The 23,465-nt window shown below is 71.0% G+C and carries 16 protein-coding genes and 1 pseudogene; 10 read left to right on the top strand and 7 right to left on the bottom strand.

What is annotated here, in order from left to right; all coding sequences use genetic code 11:
• Positions 1–7: 7 nt before the first annotated feature.
• The 6 genes and pseudogenes from FVA80_RS07935 to FVA80_RS07960 all read left to right on the top strand — a co-directional run bounded on the left by FVA80_RS07935 (position 8) and on the right by FVA80_RS07960 (position 8,528).
• A complete protein-coding gene (locus FVA80_RS07935) occupies positions 8–2,266 on the top strand; it encodes a xanthine dehydrogenase family protein molybdopterin-binding subunit (protein WP_147909115.1) in 2,259 nt (752 codons plus the stop codon).
• 702 nt (positions 2,267–2,968) lie between these two features.
• Positions 2,969–3,907 (top strand): galactofuranose ABC transporter, galactofuranose-binding protein YtfQ, encoded by a 939-nt coding sequence (gene ytfQ / locus FVA80_RS07940; protein WP_281408720.1) that lies wholly within the window; start codon positions 2,969–2,971, stop codon positions 3,905–3,907.
• 35 nt (positions 3,908–3,942) lie between these two features.
• Complete coding sequence (locus FVA80_RS07945; protein WP_147909114.1) at positions 3,943–5,484, top strand: sugar ABC transporter ATP-binding protein; 1,542 nt, start codon at positions 3,943–3,945, stop codon at positions 5,482–5,484.
• Positions 5,484–6,455 carry an ABC transporter permease gene (locus FVA80_RS07950; protein ID WP_147909113.1) on the top strand — a complete coding sequence of 324 codons (972 nt, stop codon included), beginning with the start codon at positions 5,484–5,486 and terminating at the stop codon, positions 6,453–6,455. The genes FVA80_RS07945 and FVA80_RS07950 overlap by 1 nt, the downstream gene beginning before the upstream one ends.
• A pseudogene (gene yjfF / locus FVA80_RS07955) lies at positions 6,455–7,429 on the top strand (galactofuranose ABC transporter, permease protein YjfF); the annotation flags it as partial. The gene FVA80_RS07950 and the pseudogene yjfF, both read left to right, overlap by 1 nt.
• Positions 7,430–7,580: 151 nt before the next feature.
• On the top strand, positions 7,581–8,528 hold the full coding sequence (locus tag FVA80_RS07960; protein WP_147957810.1) for a dihydrodipicolinate synthase family protein: 948 nt from the start codon (positions 7,581–7,583) through the stop codon (positions 8,526–8,528).
• Positions 8,529–8,594: 66 nt separating this feature from the next.
• Here FVA80_RS07960 and FVA80_RS07965 read toward each other — a convergent pair whose 3' ends face one another.
• Together FVA80_RS07965 and FVA80_RS07970 are read right to left on the bottom strand one after the other, a co-directional pair.
• Positions 8,595–11,024: a membrane-bound PQQ-dependent dehydrogenase, glucose/quinate/shikimate family gene (locus tag FVA80_RS07965; RefSeq protein ID WP_147909111.1), complete on the bottom strand. Its 2,430-nt coding sequence runs from the start codon at positions 11,022–11,024 to the stop codon at positions 8,595–8,597.
• Between the two features lie 164 nt (positions 11,025–11,188).
• The gene (locus tag FVA80_RS07970) at positions 11,189–12,478 is read right to left on the bottom strand and encodes an efflux RND transporter periplasmic adaptor subunit (RefSeq protein ID WP_147909110.1); all 1,290 of its coding nucleotides are present in this window, start codon (positions 12,476–12,478) and stop codon (positions 11,189–11,191) included.
• 274 nt (positions 12,479–12,752) lie between these two features.
• On the opposite strand from FVA80_RS07970, the gene FVA80_RS07975 reads away from it, so the two are divergent.
• The 3 genes from FVA80_RS07975 (at position 12,753) to purD (ending at position 15,820) form a co-directional block, all read left to right on the top strand.
• Positions 12,753–13,988: an oxalate decarboxylase family bicupin gene (locus FVA80_RS07975; RefSeq protein WP_147909109.1), complete on the top strand. Its 1,236-nt coding sequence runs from the start codon at positions 12,753–12,755 to the stop codon at positions 13,986–13,988.
• 136 nt (positions 13,989–14,124) lie between these two features.
• The gene (locus FVA80_RS07980; protein ID WP_147909108.1) at positions 14,125–14,433 is read left to right on the top strand and encodes a hypothetical protein; all 309 of its coding nucleotides are present in this window, start codon (positions 14,125–14,127) and stop codon (positions 14,431–14,433) included.
• 94 nt (positions 14,434–14,527) lie between these two features.
• Entirely contained in the window at positions 14,528–15,820 is a 1,293-nt protein-coding gene (gene purD / locus FVA80_RS07985; protein WP_147909107.1) for a phosphoribosylamine--glycine ligase, read from the top strand.
• Between the two features lie 64 nt (positions 15,821–15,884).
• Here the strand turns inward: purD and ggt are convergent, their stop codons facing one another.
• A complete protein-coding gene (gene ggt / locus FVA80_RS07990; RefSeq protein ID WP_147909106.1) occupies positions 15,885–17,654 on the bottom strand; it encodes a gamma-glutamyltransferase in 1,770 nt (589 codons plus the stop codon).
• Positions 17,655–17,877: 223 nt separating this feature from the next.
• A complete protein-coding gene (locus FVA80_RS07995) occupies positions 17,878–18,888 on the bottom strand; it encodes a 1-aminocyclopropane-1-carboxylate deaminase (protein WP_147909105.1) in 1,011 nt (336 codons plus the stop codon).
• A gap of 197 nt (positions 18,889–19,085) precedes the next feature.
• Here FVA80_RS07995 and FVA80_RS08000 point away from each other — a divergent pair, with 197 nt between their 5' ends.
• Positions 19,086–19,550 carry an Lrp/AsnC ligand binding domain-containing protein gene (locus FVA80_RS08000; RefSeq protein ID WP_147909104.1) on the top strand — a complete coding sequence of 155 codons (465 nt, stop codon included), beginning with the start codon at positions 19,086–19,088 and terminating at the stop codon, positions 19,548–19,550.
• Positions 19,551–19,635: 85 nt separating this feature from the next.
• Here FVA80_RS08000 and FVA80_RS08005 read toward each other — a convergent pair whose 3' ends face one another.
• The 3 genes from FVA80_RS08005 to FVA80_RS08015 form a co-directional block, all read right to left on the bottom strand.
• Positions 19,636–20,979 carry a replication-associated recombination protein A gene (locus tag FVA80_RS08005; RefSeq protein ID WP_147909103.1) on the bottom strand — a complete coding sequence of 448 codons (1,344 nt, stop codon included), beginning with the start codon at positions 20,977–20,979 and terminating at the stop codon, positions 19,636–19,638.
• Positions 20,980–21,066: 87 nt separating this feature from the next.
• Positions 21,067–22,524 carry a Do family serine endopeptidase gene (locus FVA80_RS08010; RefSeq protein WP_147909102.1) on the bottom strand — a complete coding sequence of 486 codons (1,458 nt, stop codon included), beginning with the start codon at positions 22,522–22,524 and terminating at the stop codon, positions 21,067–21,069.
• Positions 22,525–22,664: 140 nt separating this feature from the next.
• A complete protein-coding gene (locus FVA80_RS08015) occupies positions 22,665–23,162 on the bottom strand; it encodes a MucR family transcriptional regulator (protein ID WP_147909101.1) in 498 nt (165 codons plus the stop codon).
• Between the last annotated feature and the right edge of the window lie 303 nt (positions 23,163–23,465).

Raw genomic sequence — 23,465 nt, forward strand, 5'->3', positions numbered from 1 at the left:
AGACCGCATGACCGCGACCGCAACACCCCAGGACTCCGCCGCCGGCACCCGCCACGGCTCCAGCATCGGCCAGCCGCTGACCCGGCGGGACGGGCCCCTCAAGGTGACCGGCCAGGCCCGGTTCTCCGCCGACAACCTGCCCCCCGGCACGCTGCACGCGGCGCTCTGCGTCGCCCGGATCGCCAAGGGCCGGGTCACCGGCCTGAACCGGTCCGCCGCTGAGGCCCATCCGGGCGTCGTCGCAGTGATGACCCCGGAGAACGCCCCGAAACTCGCCCAGGACCCGGACGCCAAGGCCGGACCGTTCATCTTCCGCCTCGACCTGCTGCAGAACGACCGGGTCCGCTACGCCAACCAGCCGATCGCCGTGGTGATCGCCGAGACCCTCGAGGCCGCCACCGAGGGCGCGCGGTTGCTGGCGCCGACCTACGCGACCGAGACGCCGCGCATCGGCCTCGATTCCGGCGACGTGTTCACCCCGGATTCGGTGGGCGTCGGCGCGCCCCCGTCCGAGAGCGACGGCGACGTCGAGGCGGGCCTGGCATCCGCCTCGCGCACCATCGCGGCCACCTACGAGACCCCGGCCCAGTACCACAACGCCATGGAGCCGCACGCGGCCCTGGCCCAGTGGGACGGCGACCGGCTGACCCTGCACATGCCGACCCAGGGGCTGGCGATCTCGCAGGGACGGCTCGCCGGGCTGTTCGGGATCAAGCCCGACGACATCCACATCGAGAGCCCCTATCTCGGCGGCGGCTTCGGCTCGAAGGGCGTGCCCTCGGGGCCGCAGGTGCTCGCCTGCATGGCGGCCCGGATGGTCGGGCGGCCGGTCAAGCTCGTGCCGACCCGCTCCCAGATGTACGGCCCGATGGGCCATCGCGGCCCGACTCGGCAGACGCTCCGGCTCGGCACCGACGCGGCCGGCAAGCTCACGGCGCTCGACCACCACATCCTGACCGCCTCCTCGAGCTTCGACGACTTCTTCGAGCCGGCCGGCCGGGCGACTAGCACCCTCTACGCCAGCCCGGCCATCGCGATCCGGCACGAGGCGGTGCGGCTCGATACCGGCACGCCCCTGTTCATGCGTGCCCCCGGCGAGGCCACCGGCAGCGTCGCCCTCGAGAGCGCGCTCGACGAGATGGCCCACGAACTCGGCATGGACCCGCTGGAGTTCCGGCTCGCCAACTACGCCGAGGTCGAGCCGATCACCGGCAAGCCGTTCTCGTCCAAGGCCCTGCGTGCGTGTTACCAGCGCGGCGCCGAGGCGTTCGGCTGGGCTGGACGCCCGCTCCAGCCCCGCCAGACCCGGGACAAAGATGGCTTCCTGGTCGGCATCGGCATGGGCACCGCCACCTTCCCGGCCCTGATCTTCGAGGGCATGGCCCGGGCGGAGATCCGCGCCGACGGCACCGGCACGGTGGAACTCGGGGCGATCGACATGGGCCAGGGCGCCTGGACCGCGCTCGCCCAGATCGCCGCCGACGGGCTCGGGATCGGCATGGAGGCCCTCACCTTCCGGATGGGGTCTTCCGACCTCCCGAATGCCGGCATTGCGGGCGGCTCCGGCCACACCGCCACCGCCGGCAACGCGATCCACGCCGCATCCCAGGACGTGATCGCCCAGCTGGCCAAGCTCGCCACCGACGACCCCGCCTCCCCGCTCTACGGCGCCGGCAATGCCGGGGTCACCGCGGCGGGCGGGCGCCTGACCCGGCAGGACGACCCGAGCCGGAGCGAGTCCTTCGCCGACATCCTGAAGCGGGCCGGGCGGGCCAGCATCGAGGGCCAGGGCAAGGCCGGGGCCGACCCGGCCGCGCAGAAATCCTACGCGATGCACGCCCACGGCGCGGTCTTCGCCGAGGTGCGGGTCGATCCCGATCTCGGCCAGATCCGGGTCAGCCGGCTGGTCGGCGCCTTCGCGGCCGGCCGGGTGATCAACCCACGGCTGGTCCAGAGCCAGTATTACGGCGGGATGATCTGGGGCCTGTCTTTCGCCCTGCACGAGCGGGCCGAGATGGACCCGCGCACCGGCCGCTTCCTCAACGACAACCTGGCCGAGTACCACCTGCCGGTGAACGCCGACATCCCGGCCATGGAGGCGATCCTGGTCCACGAGGACGATGCGATCGTGAACGCGCTCGGCGTCAAGGGCGTCGGCGAGATCGGCATCACCGGCACGGTCGGCGCCATCGCCAACGCGGTCTGGCACGCCACCGGCGTGCGGGTGCGCGAGATGCCGATCACCCTGGACAAGCTCCTGGGCTGATCCGTCCGGCCGGACGGATGTGTTCCTTCCGGCTCTCGCGCTTCCGCCGGCTCGAACGATGAGAACCCTGCCCGATCGGGCGGGGTTTTTTGGTGTTTGACGGGCCGCCTGCCCCGACCGGGGGACTGCACGGGTTGGAGGCGCCACCTCTCCCGGGGGCTCGCCCATCCACACCTCGGGTTCCGGGCGATGCGCACCTCGGAAAGGCGGTCGCTCCGGAAAGGCTGTGCCCTCCCTCGCAAAAAAAGAGGGAAGGCGCATGACTCCGCCCGACCCCTCATAAACTCATACAATATGATTCGAGAAAGCCGCCCACTCGGCGAATCGCCGGCTCGGCACCTGCCGGAAATCCGATCTCCGCGCGGCGGCCAGCCTCCCGGAACGCGCCCCGGCAAAGGCGAGCCGCACGCGTCGGGAGCCCGGTGCGGCAAGGCCGCTTGCCGTCTTCCAGAATGGTCCAATGATTGTAAGTATCTGGACGAGAGCACTATTTCCCTGGGCGGGCAGCCGATGTGCCAAGCGGAATAGTGCTCGCGCCTCAGCCTCGGCCGTATGGTCAGCAACCCCAGGGATGCGCTGCGGATGCGGCTGTTCAACGCGGCGCGCATATGTCATACATATTCCGACCGATCGTCCTGAAGAGGCGGCGGCTGCATCCGAACGGGGGGGACGTCGATGAGAGGCACCATTTCCATCAAGGCCATGATCGCGGGCGCGATGCTGGCGTGGGCCGGCGGGGCCCAGGCCGCCTCGCTGACCGTCGGGTTCTCGCAGATCGGTTCCGAATCCGGCTGGCGCGCCGCCGAGACGACCGTGACCAAGGACGAGGCCAAGAAGCGCGGCATCACCGTCAAGATCGCCGACGCGCAGCAGAAGCAGGAGAACCAGATCAAGGCGATCCGGTCCTTCGTGGCGCAGGGGGTCGACGCGATCCTGCTCGCCCCCGTGGTCGCCACCGGCTGGGATTCCGTGCTCAAGGAAGCCCGCGACGCGAAGATCCCGGTGATCCTGCTCGACCGCGACATCGATCCCGCCGGCAAGGACCTCTACCTGACCGCCGTCACCTCCGACAGCGTCGAGGAAGGCCGGGTCGCCGGCGCGTGGCTCGCCAAGACGGTCGGCGAGAAGCCCTGCGCCGTGGTCGAACTCCAGGGCACGGTCGGCGCCAGCGTCGCCACCAACCGCAAGAAGGGCTTCGACGCCGCCCTCGCGCCCCACGCCAACCTGAAGCTCGTCCGCAGCCAGACCGGCGACTTCACCCGGGCCAAGGGCAAGGAGGTGATGGAGAGCTTCATCAAGGCCGAGGGCGGCCGCGCGATCTGCGCGGTCTACGCGCACAACGACGACATGATGGTCGGCGCCATCCAGGCGATGAAGGAGGCCGGCCTGAAGCCCGGGAAGGACATCCTGACGGTCTCGATCGACGCGGTCCCCGACATCTTCAAGGCGATCGCCGCCGGCGAGGCCAACGCCACCGTCGAGCTCACCCCCGACATGGCCGGCCCCGCCTTCGACGTGCTGAAGGCCTACAAGGAGAAGGGCACCGTCCCGCCCAAGTGGATCCAGACCGAGTCGAAGCTCTACACGGCCGCGGATGATCCGATGAAGGTCTACAACAGCAAGAAGAACCTCGGCTACTGACGCGTCCCGCGTCGCCCGGCCTCTGCGATCGCATCGTGTCCGATTCCGCTCTGCTCACCGTCCGCGGGCTCTCGAAGAGCTTTGCCGGGCACCAGGCCCTCGCAGGGGTCGACTTCACCTTACGCCGGGGAGAGATCCACGCCCTCCTCGGCGAGAACGGCGCCGGCAAGTCGACCTTCATCAAGACGCTCACCGGCGTCGTCCGGCGCGATGCCGGCGAGGTCTGGCTCGAGGGCGCCCCGATCGCCCCGCGCTCGGCGGAAGCCGCGTCCCGGGCCGGCATCGCCACGGTCTACCAGGAGGTCGGCCTGCTGCCGAACCTCACCGTGGCGCAGAACCTGTTCCTGGGCCGCGAGCCGACCCGGTTCGGCCTCGTGCGCAATCGGGAGATGCGCCGGCGCGCCACCGAGCTGCTCGCGGATTTCGGCCTGGCGATCGATGTCGGCGCGCCGCTCGGCCGCTACCCGGTGGCGGTGCAGCACCTCGTGGCGATCGCCCGGGCGGTGGATCTCTCGGCCCGGGCCCTGATCCTCGACGAGCCGACCGCGAGCCTCGACACCCACGAGGTCACGGTGCTGTTCGGCGTGATGCGCCGCCTCGCCGAGCGGGGGATCGGCATCGTCTTCGTGACCCACTTCCTGGAGCAGGTCTACGCGATCACCGACCGCATCACGGTCCTGCGCAACGGCCGGCTGGTGACGGAGCGCGAGACCGCGCGCTTCCCCCGCCTCGAGCTGGTGCACACGATGCTGGGCCACGACCTCGCCGAGACCGAGGCCCGGGCCGAGCCGGCGCACCGGGCGGACCGGGCCGGACCCGGCACGCCGGTCCTGAAGGCCGAGGGGCTCGGCAAGGCCGGCTACCTCCAGCCCATCGACCTCACGGTGGGCAGCGGCGAGGTGGTCGGCCTCGCGGGCCTCCTCGGCTCCGGGCGGACCGAGACCGCCCGCCTGCTGTTCGGCGCCGAGCGGGCCGATCGCGGCCGCATCCTGCTCGACGGCAAGCCGGTCCAGATCGCCGGCCCCCGGGACGCCCTGCGCCACCGGTTCGGCTACTGCCCGGAGGAGCGCAAGACCGAGGGCATCGTCGCCGACCTGACGGTGCGGGAGAACATCGTGCTGGCCCTCCAGGCCCGGCGCGGCCCGTTCCGGCCGCTCGGCCGCGCGGCCCAGGACAAGATCGCCCGCGACTTCATCGCGATGCTCGACATCCGGCCGCCCGATCCGGAGCGGCCGATCGGGCTCCTGTCCGGGGGCAACCAGCAGAAGGCGCTGCTCGCGCGCTGGCTCGCCACCGAGCCGCGCCTGCTGATCCTCGACGAGCCGACCCGGGGCATCGATGTCGGGGCCCATGCGGAGATCATCCGGCTGATCCGCCGGCTCTGCGACGAGGGGCTCGCCCTCCTGGTGATCTCCTCGGAGCTGGAGGAAATCGTGACCTATTCCGACCGGGTGATCGTGATGCGCGACCGGGCCCAGGTGGCCGAGCTCGCCGGCAGCGCGGTCGACCTCACCGCCATCCTCCGGGCGATCGCCCAGGACGCGCCTGCGCCCGCACCGGTCCCGGAGCCTGCCTGATGCGCGCCCTTCGCTCCGGAGCGCCCCAGCTCCTCACCTTCGCGGCCGTGCTCCTGGCCGACCGCCTCGCCTCGCCGCAATTCCTCGCGGTCCATCTCCAGGACGGGCGCCTGTTCGGCAGCCTGATCGACGTGTTCAACCGCGGCGCGCCGGTGGCGCTGCTGTCGCTCGGCATGGTGCTGGTGGTGGCCACCGGCGGCATCGACCTGTCGGTGGGTGCCGTGATGGCGATCGCCGGTGCGGTCGCGGCGAGCCTTGCCGACAGCTACCCCCTGCCGGTGGTGCTCGCGGCCGCCCTCGGCACCGGGCTCGCCTGCGGGCTGTGGAACGGGTTCCTGGTGGCGACCCTGCGGATCCAGCCGATCGTCGCCACCCTGATCCTGATGGTCGCCGGCCGGGGCATCGCCCAGCTGATCACCGAGGGCCGCATTGTCACCTTCGCGTCGCCCGACCTCGCCTTCCTGGGCGGCGGCGCGCTGCTGGGCGTGCCGATGCCGGTGGTGCTGGTCCTCGTCCTACTCCTCCTGACGCTCGCCCTGGTGCGCGGCTCGGCGCTCGGCCTGATGATCGAGGCCACCGGCGGCAACGCCCGCGCCAGCGCGCTCGCCGGCATCGACACCCGGTCGGTGACGGTGGCGGTCTACGCCTGGAGCGGCGTCTGCGCGGCGCTGGCCGGCGTGGTCGCGGCGGCCGACATCCTGGGGGCGGATGCCAACAATGCCGGGCTGTGGCTGGAGCTCGACGCGATCCTGGCCGTGGTGGTGGCCGGCTCGTCCCTGCTCGGCGGGCGGTTCAGCCTGTGGCTGGCGGTGCTCGGGGCCTTCATCATCCAGGCGATGAACACCGGAATCCTGCTCTCCGGCCTGCCGCCGGAGCTCAACCTCGTGGTCAAGGCGGCGGTGGTGCTGGCGGTGCTCCTGCTCCAGTCGCCCCGCCTGTCGGGTCTGACCCTGCTGCTGCGGAAGCCATGATGAGCCGCAACCTCCCGGTCCTGGTCGCCGCGCTCCTGTTCGCGGCCGGCTACATCCTCTGCGCGACGCAGTTCCCCGCCTTCCTGACCACCCGGGTCGTCGGCAACCTGCTCACCGACAGCGCCTTCCTGGGCATCGTCGCGGTCGGCACGACCTTCGTGATCATCGCCGGCGGCATCGACCTCTCGGTCGGCTCGGTGGTCGGCTTCACCACGGTGTTCCTGGCGCTGGCCATCGACCGCTGGGGGATCCCGCCGCTCGCCGCCTTCGGGCTCGTGCTCTTGGCCGCCGTCCTGTTCGGCGCCACCATGGGGGCGCTGATCCACGTCTTCGACATGCCGCCCTTCATCGTGACCCTGGCCGGCATGTTCCTGGCCCGGGGCGCCGGGTTCCTGCTCTCGACCGAGTCGGTCCCGATCAACGCGTCGCTCTACAGCGCGGTCGCCGACCTGTCCCTGAGCCTCCCCGGCGGCGGTCGCCTGACCCTGACGGCGGGGGTGATGCTGGCGGTGTTCCTGCTGGGCGGGGTGCTGCTCCACGCCACGCGCTTCGGCGCCACCGTCTACGCGCTGGGCGGCAGCCGCCACACCACGGGGCTGATGGGCGTGCGGGTCGGCCGCAACACGATCGCGATCTACGCCCTGTCGAGCCTGCTCGCGGCGCTCGCCGGCATCGTGTTCTCGCTGGACACCGCCTCGGGCACCCCGCTTTCGGCGGTGGGCGTCGAACTCGACGCCATCGCCGCCGTGGTGATCGGCGGCACACTGCTCACCGGCGGCCAGGGCGGCATCCTGGGCACGTTCCTGGGCGTGATGATCGGCGGCCTGATCCAGACCGCCATCACCTTCGACGGCACCCTGTCGAGCTGGTGGACCAAGATCGCCACCGGCCTGCTGCTCTTCGCCTTCATCGCCCTGCAGCAGGGCTCGGTGGCCCTGGCCGGGCGCCCCGGCCGGGCCGCCCGCCCCGCCGGAACGGCAGCCGGCCGGCCGGCCGGCGGAGGCCCGCCCCGACAGGACCGGATCTTTTGGCAAAGCCGGGGACCACCTTTCGGGACGATGCTCTATGATCACCGCCCGCGCGGCCGCCCCCTCCCCGGGCCGCGCGACGGAGGACAGAACCGGCATGCCCCTCACCAGCGATCTCCGCGGCGTCGTGCCGATCGCCCCGACGCCGTTCCACCCGGACGGCCGGATCGACGCGGTCTCCCTCGACCGGATGACCGACTTCTTCGGCGGCGCGGGCGTCGACGGCCTGACGATCCTCGGCCAGCTCGGCGAGGCCGGCAAGCTCGACCATGGCGAAGGGCTCGCCGTCGCGAGGCAGGTCCTCGGGCGCACCCGCCTGCCGGTGATCGTCGGCGTGACGGCGCCGGGCTTCGCGGCCATGCGGGCGCTCGCCCGCGAGGTGATGGAGATGGGCGCGGCCGGCGTGATGATCGCCCCGCCGAACACCCTGCGCACCGACGACCAGGTGGTCGGCTATTACCGCAACGCCGTCGAGGCGATCGGCTCGGACGTCCCCTTCGTGCTTCAGGACTATCCCCTCACCTTCTCGGTGCAGATGACGCCCGGCGTGATCCGCCGGATCGTGTCCGAGAACCCCTCCTGCGTGATGCTCAAGCACGAGGACTGGCCGGGGCTGGAAAAGATCTCGACCCTGCGGGGCTTCGAGGCGGACGGCTCGATGCGCCACATCGCGATCCTGGTCGGCAATGGCGGCCTGTTCCTGGATTTCGAGACCGAGCGCGGTGCCGACGGCGCCAACACCGGCTACGCCTTCCCGGAGATGCTGGTCGACGTGGTCCGCCTCGGCCGGGCGGGGGAGCGCGACGCCGCCCACGACCTGTTCGACGCCCACCTGCCCTACCTGCGCTACGAGCAGCAGCAGGGCCCGCTCGGGCTCGCGGTGCGCAAATACGTGTTCCAGCGCCGGGGGATCTTCTCGTCCGACGCCCAGCGCAAGCCGTCCCAGGCGCTCACCCCGCAGGCCAAGGCCGAGGTCGAGTACCTGCTGGCCCGCCTCGCCCGCACGGATCCGCGGGCGAAGCTGATGGAGTCCCAAGGTCTGTGACCGGTCAGGGCTCCGCCCTGGCGACCTGCCAGAGGGCGGAGCCCTTTGGAAACCCCGTTCGTGCGCTCAGTCGAGCCGGTAGGCGATGACCGAGTCGCCCGGCGTGGTGCCGAGGGAGCCGTGGCCGCCGGCGGCGATCACGACGTATTGCCGGCCGTCCTTGCCCCGGTAGGTCATCGGGGTCGCCTGCCCGCCCGCCGGCAGCGTCATGGACCAGAGGGTCTCGCCGGTCTTCATGTCGTAGCCGCGGATCAGGTCGTCCAGGGCGGCGCCCGCGAAGGCGACCCCGCCGGCCGTGGTCAGGGTGCCGCCATGGGCCAGCATGCCCATCTCGAACGGGATCGGGAACGTGACGCCGGCGACCTTCTGGCCGGCCACGGTGCCGTTGCGGTGCCTCCACGCGGTGGTGCCGTCCGCGAGGTTCACCCCGACCCGCACGCCCCAGGGCGGCGCGTTGCAGGGCACGCCGAGCGCCGAGCGCATGTGGGCGATCGACACCGCGTAGGAGCCGCCGAGATTCTCGTTGCCGGGCTTCGAGTCCGGGTCGGTGGAGAACAGGCGCTTGTTCGGCTCGGCCTCCGGGCGCCGATGCAGCTGGTAGATGTAGGGCAGGTATTGCGGCGTCGCGATCATCCAGTGGTTGACCGGATCGACGGCCACCGAGCCCCAGTTGAACACCCCGATATTGCCTGGCCACACGATCGAGCCCCCCGACGCCTGGGGCGGCGTGAACGGGTTACCGTCGTAGCGGTTGGACCGGAACGCGATGCGGCACTGGATCTGGTCGAACGGCGTCGTGCCCCACATCGCGGCCTCCGTCAGCGGCGCTGGGGTGAAGCGGAGCGCGGACATCGGCTGGGTCGGCGCCAGCGTCTCGCCCGGGATATCGGTCTCGGTGGAGACCTTGACCTGCTCCACCGGCACGATCGGCGCGCCGGTGCGGCGGTCCAGGACCCAGATGTTGCCGATCTTGGTCGGGATCAGGATCGCCGGCACCGCGTCGCCCTGGTGCGGCAGGGTCAGCAGCACCGGCTGGGACGGGTTGTCCCGGTCCCACAGGTCGTGCGCCGCGGTCTGGAACTTCCAGATCAGCCGGCCGGTCTTCAGGTCGAGGGCCGCCAGGGCGTCGATGAAGGCCTCGTCCGCCTTGGACCGGGACACGCCGACCTGGTCGGGCGAGCGGTTGCCGAACGGCACGTAGACCTGGCCCAGGCCCTCGTCCGCCGCGAGCTGCGTCCAGGCCACCGCCGAGTTCGGCTCGTAGAGTTCGCCGGCCTTGAGCGGCGCGGTGTCGTCGGGCTTGCCGGCGTCGAACTTCCACACGATCGCGCCGGTGCGCACGTCGTAGGCGCGGATCGCCCCCGACGGGTTGGTTGCGTAGTAATTGTCGGCGATGGCGCTGCCGAGGATCACCAGGTCCCGGGTCACCAGCGGCGCCGAGGTCTCCTGGTAGGTCGCCCGCTGGAGACCCGGCATCTGCGCCTTCAGGTCCACGGCGCCGTCGGTGCCGAAGCGCCCGCAGGGCGCGCCGGTGTCGGCGTTCAGGGCGTAGAGCTTGGCGTCCACCGAGGCCGCGATGATCCGGCGCGGGCATTCGGCGATTGCCGCCGCGGCGGCCTGGGCGGCTGCGGGGTCGGTCTCGGCCGGCACCACGTACGTGGCCGAGTCGTTGTAGGACACGCCGCGGCAGGTCTGGTGCTGGTACTGGGCGTCCCGCTGCATCCTGGGATCGAACGACCAGACCACGCGGCCGGTCTCCGGCTCCAGGGCCTGGACGATGCTGTGCGGGGTGCAGAAATACAGCAGCCCGTTCACTTTGATCGGCGTCGCCTCGAAGGTGTACTCCTTCGAATCGCGGCCGTCGCCCTCGCGCAGGTCGCCGGTATGGTGCTCCCAGGCGACCTTGAGGCCGCGGACGTTGCCGGTGTCGATGTCCTTCAGCGCCGAGTAGCGCTGGCCGAGATTGGTGCCGCCGTAGGCGACCCAGTCGTCGGCCGGATAGGCGACGCCGCTCGGATCGACCGCGGCGTTCCCGGCCTGGGCGACCGTCGGCAGGCTGCCCCGGGTCTCGACCGGGTCGACGAACCACGCCGCGCCGCTCGCAGCCATGAGGAGCGCCACGACGGCGCGCAAGGCCAGCGGCCCGTTGCCCAGGCCCGGCGCCCAGGGATGTCGCGGCGCGTTCCGCAGGCCCCCCGGCACGAACGGCAGGGACAGGAGCAGGCCGAGGAACAGGATCAGCGCGCCGCGCGGGATCCACTGCCACTTGTCGAACCCGACCTCGTGGATCGTCCAAGCGAAGGCCGCCGCGAGGCTGAGCGCGTAGAGCCAGAAGCCGCCCTGGCGCCGCCGGGCGAGCTGGATCCCGGCGGCGAGCACGCCGAGGCCGACCGTCGCGTAGAACGGCGACCCGCCGACCGCCGCAAGCTTGTATCCGAAACAGATCAGGGATAATCCTAGTATTGCAGTCAGAAGACCTAGGATTTTGACTGCCATGACGACTTAATCCGCTCTCGTGATCCAGGTATTGATGATGGATCCCCGGGCGTTCCGGACGGAATACGCGCGCGGACCCCCCGAGTCGCGCGGCTTATCTTCGCTGTAGCTGGTCTCAGGCTGTGCGGATCGACGGGCCGGGGGCGGCCCTCACGTCCGAGTCCTCACGTCCCAGTCTTGCCCTCCGGCCGCAGGGCGACCGGGTCGCCGTCGCGCAGCGACGCCGGCGGCCCGACCACGACCCGCTCGCCGCCGGTCAGGCCGGTGCGCAGCTCCAGCACCGTCCCGGTCTGGCGGAAGATCGTCACCGGGCGCATCCGCACCACATGACCACCCTCCGCGCCGGCCTCCACCACCGCCACCCGGGTGCCGTCCTGGTCGAAGATCAGGGCGTCGTTCGGGACCGACACCGCCGGGGACACCCGGGGGATCGCCAGGGTGAGGGTGATGTAGAGGCCGGCCTGCAGGACCCGGTCCGGGTTGGGGATGTCGACCTGCGTCACCAGGGTGCGCGAGGCGTGGAGCAGGGTCGTGGACGAGCGCGAGACCCGGCCGGGGAAGACCTGTCCGGGGCGCTGCGCCACCTCGGCCTTGGCCTCCAGGCCGTCGCGGATTCCGTCGGCCGCGTAGAGCGGCACGTTCACCGCCATGCGCAGCACGTCGTCCCGGGCCAGCGTCAGCAGCGGCGCGCCCGTGTTGGTGTCCGCCGTGACCGCGTCGCCGACATCGGTGTTGCGGGTGGTCACGACCCCGTCGAAGGGCGCGCGGATCTCCTCGAAGCCGGTCAGGACCTTGAGCCGGGCGACCTGGGCCTCCTGGGCGGCGATGTTGGCCTCCGCGACCTTCACGGCCGCCTTGACCGCGTCGACGTTGGCGCCCTGCGCCAGCACCCCGGCCTGCGCCGTGTCGGCGTTCTGCCGGGTCTCGGTGCCGCTGCCGGCCAGCGTCGAGGTCCGCCGGTTGGTCACGTCCGCGAGGTGGCGGTTGGCCTCGGCCTGGTCGACCATGGCGCGCGCCTGGATCAGAGCCGCCTGCAATTGCAGAACCTGCGATTGCGCCTGGACGAGCTGCTGGTCGAGGTCGGGCGCGCTGATCCGGAACAGCAGGTCGCCCTTCTTCACGTGCGAGCCGATATCGACCTTGCGCTCGACGATGTAGCCGGTCGCCCGCGGATAGAGGCTCGCCGTGTCGAAGGCCTGGGTGGTGCCGGTCTGGGTCAGGCTGAGCGTGTCGGAGGCCTGCCGGGCCATGACCACCCGCACGGTCTGGAGCTTCTTGGCCGCCTGCGGCGGCGGGCTCGATGCCCGGGACGGGTCCGGCCAGTGGCGGTAGCCCAGGAGCCCGACGCCCGCCAGCGCCAGCAGGCCGACCCACAGGCGGCCGCGCCGCGCGGGGCCGCCAGCCGCATCCGGCGCAGCTGATGCGCGCGCGGCTGAACTGTCCCGGTCCGCCATCTGGTCCTCGGGTCGCGCCGAACGTCCGCCTGGCAGGGGCGATCCGGCCTGCGGCCGGCGTCCGCCGACCGGGACACGTTCAAGAGTGTATTCAATTCATAGACCAGGCCCGGGGTCCGGGCGAGATGCCGCAGCGCACGATCCTGTGCTGGATCCTCCGATGCCGCGGCCGGTTACCCTCGCGACGGGGCTGGATTCCGGCTCCTGCTCCCAGACGCGCCGACGCCGGACCGGTCCCCCTCTTCGGCGGCGCGCTCCAACAGGCCGACACGCGATGACCGAGATCTCCCGGCGTTCCATGATTGCCGCCGCGGGCGGTGCAATGATGGCGTCCCCCGCCCTGGCGCAGACCGCCGCCGGCCCTCTCGCCGCCGGGCCCCTGCCCCAGCGGGGCTCCAAGGGCGCCGACATCCTGGGCCCGACCAACGGGCCCCGCGCCGCCGAGGAGCCGTTCACCCAGGCGCCGCCGGCCACCGACCACGGCACGATGCCGAACCTGAAATGGTCGTTCACCGACAGCCACATGCGCCTGGAGGAAGGCGGCTGGGCACGCCAGACCACTGTGCGCGAACTGCCGGTCTCCAAGGCCATGGCCGGGGTCAACATGCGGCTCAAGGCCGGCGTGGTCCGCGAGATGCACTGGCACAAGGAAGCCGAGTGGTCCTACATGATCAAGGGCAAGGCCCGGATCACCGCGATCGATCAGGACGGGCGCACCTTCGCGGACGATGTCGGCGAGGGCGACCTCTGGTACTTCCCGGGCGGAATTCCGCACTCGATCCAGGGGCTCGCGGCCGACGGAGTCGACGGCTGCGAGTTCCTGCTGGTGTTCGACGACGGCGGCTTCTCGGAGGATTCGACCTTCCTGCTGACCGACTGGCTGGCCCACACCCCCAAGGACATCCTGGCCAAGAACCTCGGGGTGCCCGAGAGCGCGCTGGCCAAGATCCCCGAGAAGGAGCTCTACATCTTCCCCGGGCCGACCCCCGGCCCGCTTGCGGCCGACCTCATGGGGGGCGCCGGCCAGATCCCAAAAAAGTTCAGCCACCGGATGCTGGCGCAGGAGCCGATCCGCACCAAGAGCGGGCGCGTGCGCATCACCGATTCCACGGTGTTCCCGGCCTCGGTGACGATCGCGGCGGCGCTGGTCGAGGTCGAGCCCGGCGGCCTGCGCGAGCTGCACTGGCACCCCAACAGCGACGAGTGGCAGTACTACCTCTCGGGCAAGGGCCGGATGACGGTGTTCGGCTCGGAATCGAAGGCCCGCACCTTCGACTACCAGGCCGGCGACGTCGGCTACGTGCCCTTCGCCATGGGCCATTACATCGAGAATACCGGCGACACGACGCTGACCTTCCTGGAGATGTTCAAGAGCCCGCGCTACGCCGACATCTCGCTGAACCAGTGGCTCGCGCTGACCCCGCATCCCCTGGTGCAGGCCCATACCGGGCTGGATCCCAAGCAGCTCGACGCCCTGCCGCAGACCAAGACGCCGGTCGTGCCGGGTTGACGCGGCCGAAGCGCTCGCCGACGAAGTGGACGCCGGTTCGGCGTCCGCGAGCGCGTCACCATAACGCTTGGAACTTGATCGAGCCTCGATGCGTCGATGGAATGGACAGTCTTCAAGCCTGATCACGGAGAAACCGATGCGCGCCCTCGCCCGCGCGTTCCTCGCCCTGGCGCTCGCCCTCCCGGCGGGCGCCGCCTGGGCGCAGGTCCAGCCGAACGACCCGAACGCGGCCAATTCCTCGTTCGCCCTCCAGAGCCAGATCCGCACCCTCAACCAGCAGCGGGTTTCCGACTACAACACGCTGAACCAGCAGTTCCAGCGCAACGTCCAGTACCAGCCCCACGGGCCGTATTACGGGGTCTACGGCGGGCGCCGGGTCGGCCGGCATGGGATCGCGCGGGCGCCCCGGGGCGGGGTCAACACCAGCGTGTGCATCGGCTGCTGACCGTCCCGGGTCCGGGCATAGCGGGGACAGCCCGAAAAAAACCTTTTCCCGTCCGCACGCTTGGCCCAGAAGCAGGGCCCATGGTGGCGCGCGCATGAACATTCTGCTGATCGGCTCGGGGGGACGCGAGCACGCGCTGGCCTGGCGCCTGGCCAAGAGCCCGCTCTGTACCCGCCTGTTCACGGCCCCGGGCAATCCCGGCACCGCCCGCCACGGCACCAACCGGCCCGACCTCAAGGTCACCGACCACGCCGCGGTGGCGGCCTTCTGCGCCGCCGAGTCGATCGGCCTCGTGGTGGTCGGGCCCGAGGCGCCGCTGGTCGCCGGCCTGGTCGACGACCTGAAGATCGCCGGGATCCGCACCTTCGGGCCGACCCGCGACGCGGCGCGGCTCGAGGGCTCCAAGGGCTTCACCAAGGACCTCTGCGCCGCCTGCGGGATCCCGACCGCCGCCTTCGCGCGCTTCACCGCCCTGGAGCCGGCGCTCGCCTATGTCCGCCGGGAGGGCGTCCCGATCGTCGTGAAGGCCGACGGCCTCGCGGCCGGCAAGGGCGTCACCGTCGCCGAGACGCTGGACCAGGCCGAGGACGCGCTGGCGTCGCTGTTCGAGGATCCCGGCGCCGAGGTGGTGGTCGAGGAATGCCTGTTCGGCGAGGAGGCGAGCTTCTTCGCGCTGTGCGACGGCACCCGGGCGATCCCGCTCGGCACCGCGCAGGACCACAAGCGCGTGTTCGACGGCGACCGCGGCCCCAACACCGGCGGCATGGGCGCCTATTCCCCGGCCCGGGTCGTGACCCCGGAGATCGAGGCCCGGGTCATGGCCGAGATCATCCTGCCGACGCTGGCCGGCATGCGGGCGCGCGGCTGCCCGTTCACGGGCATTCTCTACGCCGGCCTGATGCTCACAGCGGACGGCCCCAAGCTGATCGAGTACAACACCCGCTTCGGCGATCCCGAGGCGCAGGTGCTGATGCCGCGCCTCGCCTCCGACCTCGTGCCGGCTTTGCTCTCGGCCAGCGAGGGCGACCTCTCCGGGGTCACGCTGGAATTCGACGCCCACCGGGCCGCGCTCACCGTGGTGATGGCGGCCGCCGGTTATCCGGGGGCCGTGGTGCGGGGCTCGGTGATCCGGGGCGTCGACGGGGCCGAGGGCGACGGCGTCTTCGTGTTCCAGGCCGGCACCCGCGACGAGGGCGGCCAGCTGCTCGCCGACGGTGGCCGGGTGCTGGCGGTCACGGCCGTCGGCGACAGCGTCACCGACGCCCAGGACCGCGCCTACGCGGCGGTGGCCCGGATCGACTGGCCGGAAGGGTTCTGCCGCCGCGACATCGGCTTCCGGGAAGTGGCCCGGGAAGCCGCGGACCGGGAAGCCGCGGACCGGGGCTGAAATCCCGGTGTCTCGGGGGCTCCGCCCCCGAACCGCCGCCGAAGGGCTCGCCCTTGGGAACCCGTTACTCGCCGATCGCGGCGCCGGCCGGCCTTCGGTTGTCGTTGGCGCCGTAGAGCAGGCCCGGGCGCATGCGCTCGGTGCGGGTCGCGTCGTTGCCCGAGGAGGCCGCGTCGGTGGGCTCCGGCACGGCGGCGCGGACCGCGATCAGCTCCTGCGCGCCCCAGGGTCTCTGCTCGACGATCGTGTGGCCCATGCCCCGCAGGATGCCTTGCGTGTCCGCCGAGAGCGCGAACGGCTCGGCGTAGACCGTGTCGGGCAGCCATTGGTGATGGATGCGCGGGGCGTCCACCGCCTCCTGCGGCTCCATGCCGAAATCGAGCACGTTGATCAGCGTCTGGGCGTTGATCGTGATGATCCGGGAGCCCCCGGGCGAACCCGCCACCAGGGCGACCTTGCCGTCCCGCAGCACGATGGTCGGCGCCATCGACGAGAGCGGGCGCTTGCCGGGCTCGATCGCGTTCCGGGCGCCCTGGACCAGGCCGAACAGGTTCGGCACCCCGGGCTTGACGGTAAAATCGTCCATCTCGTCGTTGAGGAAGAACCCGGTCTCCCCGGCCATCACCCCGGCGCCGAAATAGCCGTTGATCGTGTAGGTCAGCGAGACCGCGTTGCCGGCCTTGTCCATCACCGAGATGTGGGTGGTCTCGGGCTTCTCCTGCGGGAGGCTTTCGGGGGCCGGGCGGATCTCGGCGGACGGGGTCGCCCGGTCCGGCCGGATCGTAGCCCGGAGCTGCTCGGCGTAGGCCGGCGACAGCAGGCGCGCCACCGGGTTGGGCCCGAAATCCGGGTCGCCCAGCAGGACGTTGCGGTCGGCATAGGCGCGCCGCATCGCCTCGACCATCAGGTGCACGGTCCGGGCGGAATTGAAGCCGGCCGCCCGCAGGTCGTAGCCGTCGAGGATGGTCAGGATCTCGCACAAAGTCGTGCCGCCGGACGAGGGCGGGGGTGCCGACAGGATGGTGGCGCCCCGGTAGCGGCAAGACAGGGGTTCGGATTCGGTCACCGTGTAGGCGGCGAAGTCGGAAGCCGTGAGCACCCCGCCCCCGGCCCGGGACGCCGCCTCGACCTGGCGGGGGATCTCGCCCTTGTAGAACGCGTCCGAGCCGCCCTCGGCGATGGCCTGGAGGGTGCGGGCGAGGCCGGCCTGGATCATCCGGTCGCCGGGCCGCCAGGACGTGCCGTCCGGGCGCAGGAAGACGCGGGCGACGTTGGCCTGCCCGGCGAACAGCCTGACGCCGAAATCCAGGATGTCGGTGTCGCCCCGGGTGAGCACGAAGCCGTCCCGGGCCAGCGCGACCGCCGGGGCCATCACCTTGGCCAGCGGCAGGGTGCCGTATTCCGCGAGCGCAGTGTTCAGGCCGAGCACGGTGCCGGGCACGCCCGCCGCCTTCCAGCCGCGCAGGCTCGCGCCCTTCACGACGCTGCCGTCGGCGTCGAGATACATGTCGCGGCTGGCCGCCCCGGGCGCCTTCTCGCGGAAATTGATGAAGCGGCTCTGTCCGTCGGCCCGGTGCAGGACCAGGAAGCCGCCGCCGCCGATATTGCCGCAGCACGGGTTCACCACCGCCTCGGCATAGGCCACGGCCACCGCGGCATCGATGGCGTTGCCGCCGGCCTTCAGGATGTCGGCGCCGACCTGAGAGGCCAGGCGCTGGGACGACACCACCATGCCGTTCTCGGCCTCCACGGCCGGTCCCGAGGCGGCCCGCGCCCCGGGGCCTCCGAGGACGACGAGAAGCCCGAGGAGCAGCGCGCGTGCCGGTGCGATCATCCAGGCTCTCTTCGATGCGGGTCCGGCGCTGCCATATAGGGGGCCGGGCGCGGGAGTCGCGGCTCCCAAGCCGAACCTCATCCTGAGGTGGTGCAGCGTAGCGGAACCGTCCAGTGAGCCGCGTGCGTCCTGGAGGGCTCCTTCGGGGCCCGGCGATCATCGATCGCCGGGCGCCTTGGGATGTGGGAGGCCGATGGGTGAGGCGGTTCGGCCGCTGCCGGGCTCAGCCGTTGCGGAACGTGTAGCTGTAGCCGTTCAGCGCCGGCGCGCCGCCGAGATGGGCGTAGAGGATCTTCGCGCCCTTCGGGAAGAAGCCCTTCTTCACGAGGTCGACCATGCCCTGCATGGATTTGCCCTCGTAGACCGGGTCGGTGATCATCCCCTCGAGCCGGGCCGAGAGCCGGATCGCCTCGACGGTCTCCTGCGAGGGCACGCCGTAGACCGGGTAGGCGTAATCCTCGTTGAGCACCACGTCGTCGGCGACGATGTCGCCCGCGCCGATCAGGGCGGCGGTGTTCTGGGCGATGTCGAGCACCTGGGCCTTGGTCTGGGCCGGGGTGCAGGAGGCGTCGATGCCGATGACGTTGCGGGCGCGCCCGTCGGCCGCGAAGCCCACCAGCATGCCGGCATGGGTCGAGCCGGTCACCGTGCAGACCACCACGTAGTCGAAGCGCAGGCCCATCTCGGCCTCCTGGGCCCGGACCTCCTCGGCGAAGCCGACATAGCCGAGGCCGCCATACTTGTGCACCGAGGCGCCGGCCGGGATCGCGTAGGGCTTGCCGCCCTCGGCCTCGACCTCGGCGAGCGCGCGCTTCCAGCTGTCGCGGATGCCGATGTCGAAGCCGTCATCAACAAGCTGCGTCTGGGCGCCCATGATCCGCGACAGGAGGATGTTGCCGACCCGGTCGTAGACGGCATCCTCGTGGGGCACCCAGGCCTCCTGGATCAGCCGGCACTTCATGCCGATCTTGGCGGCCACCGCCGCGACCATGCGGGTGTGGTTCGACTGCACGCCGCCGATCGAGACCAGGGTGTCGGCGCCGCTCTTGATCGCGTCCGGCACGATGTATTCGAGCTTGCGCAGCTTGTTGCCGCCGTAGGCCAGGCCCGAATTGCAATCCTCGCGCTTGGCGTAGATCTCGACCGCATCCCCCAGATGGGCCGAGAGCCGCTTGAGCGGCTCGATCGGCGTCGGGCCGAAGGTCAGGGGGTAGCGCTCGAACTGTTGCAGCATCGGGACTCTCCGGGTCTTCCGGCCGCCGGGATCGTTGTCCACCCGGCGCGGCCGCCTTCGGGTTACGGCAGAAAGCTAACCCGGATCGCCTGAAAGGTGCTCTCGATCTTGGCCTGCCGATGGCTCTCTGCTTGCATCGATCGCCGCGAAGGACGAGAAATCATTCGGAAAGTCCCAAAGAAGTGAAAGAAAACGCCATGTTCGCAGGGCTCGATCGGATCGACCTCAAGATCCTGCGCCTGCTGCAGGCGGACGGGCGCATGGCCAATGCCGAGATCGCCGAGCGCTCCGGCACCAGCGCGGCGACCTGCCATCGCCGGATCCAGCGCCTGTTCACGGACGGATTCGTGCGGGCGGTCCGGGCGCTGGTCGATCCGGCCCGGGTCGGCCGCGGCACCCTGGTCTTCGTCGGCGTCGTGCTCGACCGCTCGACCCCCGAGAGCTTTTCCGAATTCGAGGCCGCGGTGCGGGCGATCCCCGTGCTGCTCGACTGTCACCTCGTGGCCGGCGACTTCGACTACATCCTGAAGGTCCGCGTCTCCGACATGGCCGACTTCAACCGCCTCCACAGCGCCACGCTGATCGGCCTGCCGGGGGTGCGCCAGACTCGCACCTTCTTCGTGATGAAGGAGGTCATCGACAACGCGCCGCTGGACCTGTGACGCGCGGGCCAGCCGCATCAGGGCTCCGCCCTGATCACCCGCCAAAGGGCGGGGCCCTTTGGAAACCCATGACGGGCGTACCGCCCTACCCCTCCCCGCGCCGCTCCTTGCGCAGGGCCTCCCAGCGGGCGAGGCGCTCGGCCAGGCGGGTCTCGTAGCCGCGCTCGGTGGGTGCGTAGAGGTGCTGGCGCCCGAGCGCGTCCGGCCAGTAATCTTGACCCGAGAAGGCGTCGGGCTCGTCGTGGTCGTAGCGGTAGCCCTCGCCGTAGCCGATGCGCTTCATCAGCTTGGTCGGCGCGTTGAGGATGGTGCGGGGCGGCGCCAGGGAGCCGGCCTCCTTGGCGAGCCGCGTGGCGGCCTTGTAGGCGGTGTAGACCGCGTTCGATTTCGGCGCGCAGGCCAGGTAGATCGCGGCCTGGGCCAGAGCGAGCTCGCCCTCGGGGCTGCCGAGGAAGTCGAACGCGTCCTTGGCGGCGTTGGCCACGACCAAGGCCTGCGGGTCGGCGAGCCCGATATCCTCCACCGCCATGCGCACGAGCCGGCGGGCGATGAACAGCCGGTCCTCGCCGGCATCGAGCATCCGGCACAGATAGTAGAGCGCCGCGTCCGGATCGGAGCCGCGCACGGTCTTATGCAAGGCCGAGATCAGGTTGTAATGGCCCTCCTGGGCCTTGTCGTAGATCGGCGCCCGCCGCTGCACGATGTCTTGCAACGCGTCCGCGTCGAGGGTCTCCCCCGGGCCGGCCGAGCGCCAGACTTCTTCCGCCAGGGTCAGCGCCGCGCGGCCGTCGCCGTCGGCCATCCGGAACAGCACGCCGCGGGCCTCCTCGGTGAGCGGCAGGGCCTGGCCGGTCAGGGCCTCGGCCCGGACCAGCAGCCGTGCGATGGCGCCCGGGTCGAGCGCCCGGAACAGCAGCACCCGGGCGCGGGACAGGAGCGCGGCGTTCAGCTCGAACGACGGGTTCTCCGTGGTGGCGCCGACCAGCGTGACCGTGCCGTCCTCCATCACCGGCAGGAAGGCGTCGAGCTGCGCCCGGTTGAACCGGTGGATCTCGTCGACGAACAGCAGGGTCGCCTGCCCGGTCGCCCGGCGCTTGCGCGCGGCCTCGAACACCTTGCGCAGGTCGGGCACGCCCGAGAAGATCGCCGAGATCTGCTCGAAATGCAGGTCGGTGCCCTGAGCCAGCAGCCGCGCCACCGTGGTCTTGCCGGTGCCGGGCGGTCCCCAGAAAATCAGCGATCCGAGGCTGCGTCCCCGCAGCAGGCGGGTGAGCGCCCCGCCCTCCCCGGTCAGGTGCTCCTGGCCGACCACCTCCGCGAGACTCTGCGGGCGCAGCCGGTCCGCGAGCGGGCGGCTGGCCTCCGCGACGGGGTCGTGGCCGGAATCCGGGGCCGCTGGAGGTTCGGCGGAGGCGAACAGGTCGGACATCCGCGCATCAACACCGGGCGCGGGCGGGGGCGCAACCCGGGAGCCGGGCCTTGCCCACGGCCATCGGCCGGATGCGCGCCGTCCGGCTCAGCCCCCGAACACCGACGTCATGATCTCGCCGTTGCGGTTGATCACCACCTCCCAGGAATTGAGGGTGTTGCGGGTGACCCGGTCCAGGTCCTTGGTGGTCGCCACCGGCACGCCGTTGACCGCCACGATGATGTCGCCCTTCTGCAGCCCGAGCCGGCTGGCGATGGAGGTCTCGTCCACCGCCTGCACGGCCACGCCCTCGGCCGGGAAGTCGACCTGCAGCTCCTCGGCCACCGCCGGCGAGGTGTTGACCAGGCTCGCGCCCTGGAACGGCGAGCGGGTCTTCACCTTGAGCACGTCGCGCGGGCGCGTCTCCGGGGCGGGGGCGAGCTTGACCGCGACCGTCTGGCGGGCCGTGCCGCGCAGGATCCCGAAGCGGGTCTGGCCCTGGACGCCCTTGAGGGCGAAGCGATAGCCGAACGCCTCCGGGTCGGCGACCTCCTGGCCGTCGATGGTCAGGATCAGGTCGCCGCGCTTCAGGCCGGCCTCGTCCGCGGGACTCTTGGGCTGCAGGCTCGCCACCAGGACCCCGGTCGGATGGTCGAGGCCCATGCTGTCGGCGATGTCGGGGGTCACGCTCTGGATGCGCGCGCCGAGCCAGGGCCGGCGCACCACGCTCGCGCCGTCGCGGGCCGCATCGACCACCGCCTTGACCATGCCCACCGGGATCGCGAAGCCGATGCCGTGGCTGCCGCCGGATTGCGAGTAGATCGCCGTGTTGATGCCGACCAGCTGGCCGCGCAGGTCGACCAGGGCGCCGCCCGAATTGCCCGGATTGATCGCGGCGTCGGTCTGGATGAAGTACTGGTAGTCCGCCGAGCCGACCTGGGTCCGCGCCAGCGCCGACACGATGCCCTGCGTCACGGTCTGGCCGACCCCGAACGGGTTGCCGATCGCCATCACGAAGTCGCCGACCTCCAGGGCGTCGGCATCGCCGAACGGCATCGGCACCAGGCCCTTCGGGGCTTCCTTGAGCTTGAGCACCGCCAGGTCGGTGCGGGTGTCGCGCATCACGATCGTCGCCTCGAACTCCCGGCGGTCGGAGAGCGCGATGCGGACCTCGTTCATGTTGTCGATGACGTGGTTGTTGGTGATCACGAGGCCGTCGGCATCGACCAGCACGCCGGAGCCGAGCGACCGCTGGGCCCGGTCGCCCCGGGGGCCGCGGCCGCCCTCCGGCTCGCCGAAGAAGCGGCGCATGAACTCGTCCATGGCGCTGGCGCGCGCGGTGGAACGCTTCTCGACATGGGAGGCGTAGACGTTGACCACCGAGGGCGCGGCCCGCTTCACCACCGGGGCGAAGGACAGCTGGACGTCGCTCCGGCTGAGGGGCACCACCTTGGCCGTCCCCTCCTTGGGGGCGGCGGGAGCCTCCGTGCGGGCCATCTGCGCCCCGGCGGGGCCGGCGGCCAGCAGGGTTGCGACGAGGGCGGGCAGGACGGGGCGGATCAGCATGCAGGGCTCCGGCGGCAGGTCGGGCGCGCCGTCCGGATCGGCGGCGGCGCACCGTGCGGCCTTACGCTATCGGAGCCGATTGCGGCAGGCCCGCGACGCCGTCGCCGGAACAGCCCGGCGGCCCCGGCCGTCAGGGCCGTTCAGGCGTCTTCCTTGCGGCGCACGGTGCGCTTCTTCGGCTGTTCGGGGGCCTGTGCGACCGGCTCGGGCTGGGGTGGCGGCGCGGCGGATTTCCGGCGCTGCTGGCCGAGGCCGAGCGAGCGGGCGAGCTGCGAGCGCTGCGCGGAATAGCTCTGGGCGGTCATCGGGTAATCGGCATCGAGGCCCCACTTGGCGCGATAGGCTTCCGGGGTCAGGCCGCGCAGGGTGAGATGGCGGCGCAGGGTCTTGTAGGGCTTCCCGTCCTCGAACGAGATCAGGAAGTCGGGCGTCACCGAACGCCGGATCTCCTGCGTGGTCGCCTTGGTGGGGGCTGCGACGGCCCCGCCGCCGATGTGGACGCCCTGGATCGCGCCGTGGATGTCGCTGAGCAGTTTCGGCAGATCCGCGCTCTGCACGTGGTTGTTGCTCACATAGGCCGAGACGATCTCGGATGCGAGCGTAACGAAGCGGCTCCTGTCGCCATCGCGTTGAGTCATATCGTGTACGCCGCCTTCTTGTGACGTCCAAACTGGCCAGAACGCAAGAACAGCGTCGCGATCCTGCGGGCCGATACAATCGCTTTTCAATGACCCGTCAAGTCTCAAATTTGATATCGCGATATACATTCAGAAACAGGCCAAGAACAGGCGCATTGGACAATCAACCTCAAGGAACATAATAGCCCACCATCTTGCTTGTGCGCAATCGAACCTGCTTGGGCTCACGAACGGTTGGAGGTGAGCCGTCATCAATCGAGAGGATCTGGCTGGAAGATGTGAAATAAAGACCCTGTCTCATGC

It is taken from the genome of Methylobacterium sp. WL1, assembly GCF_008000895.1.
Classification (GTDB): Bacteria; Pseudomonadota; Alphaproteobacteria; order Rhizobiales; family Beijerinckiaceae; genus Methylobacterium.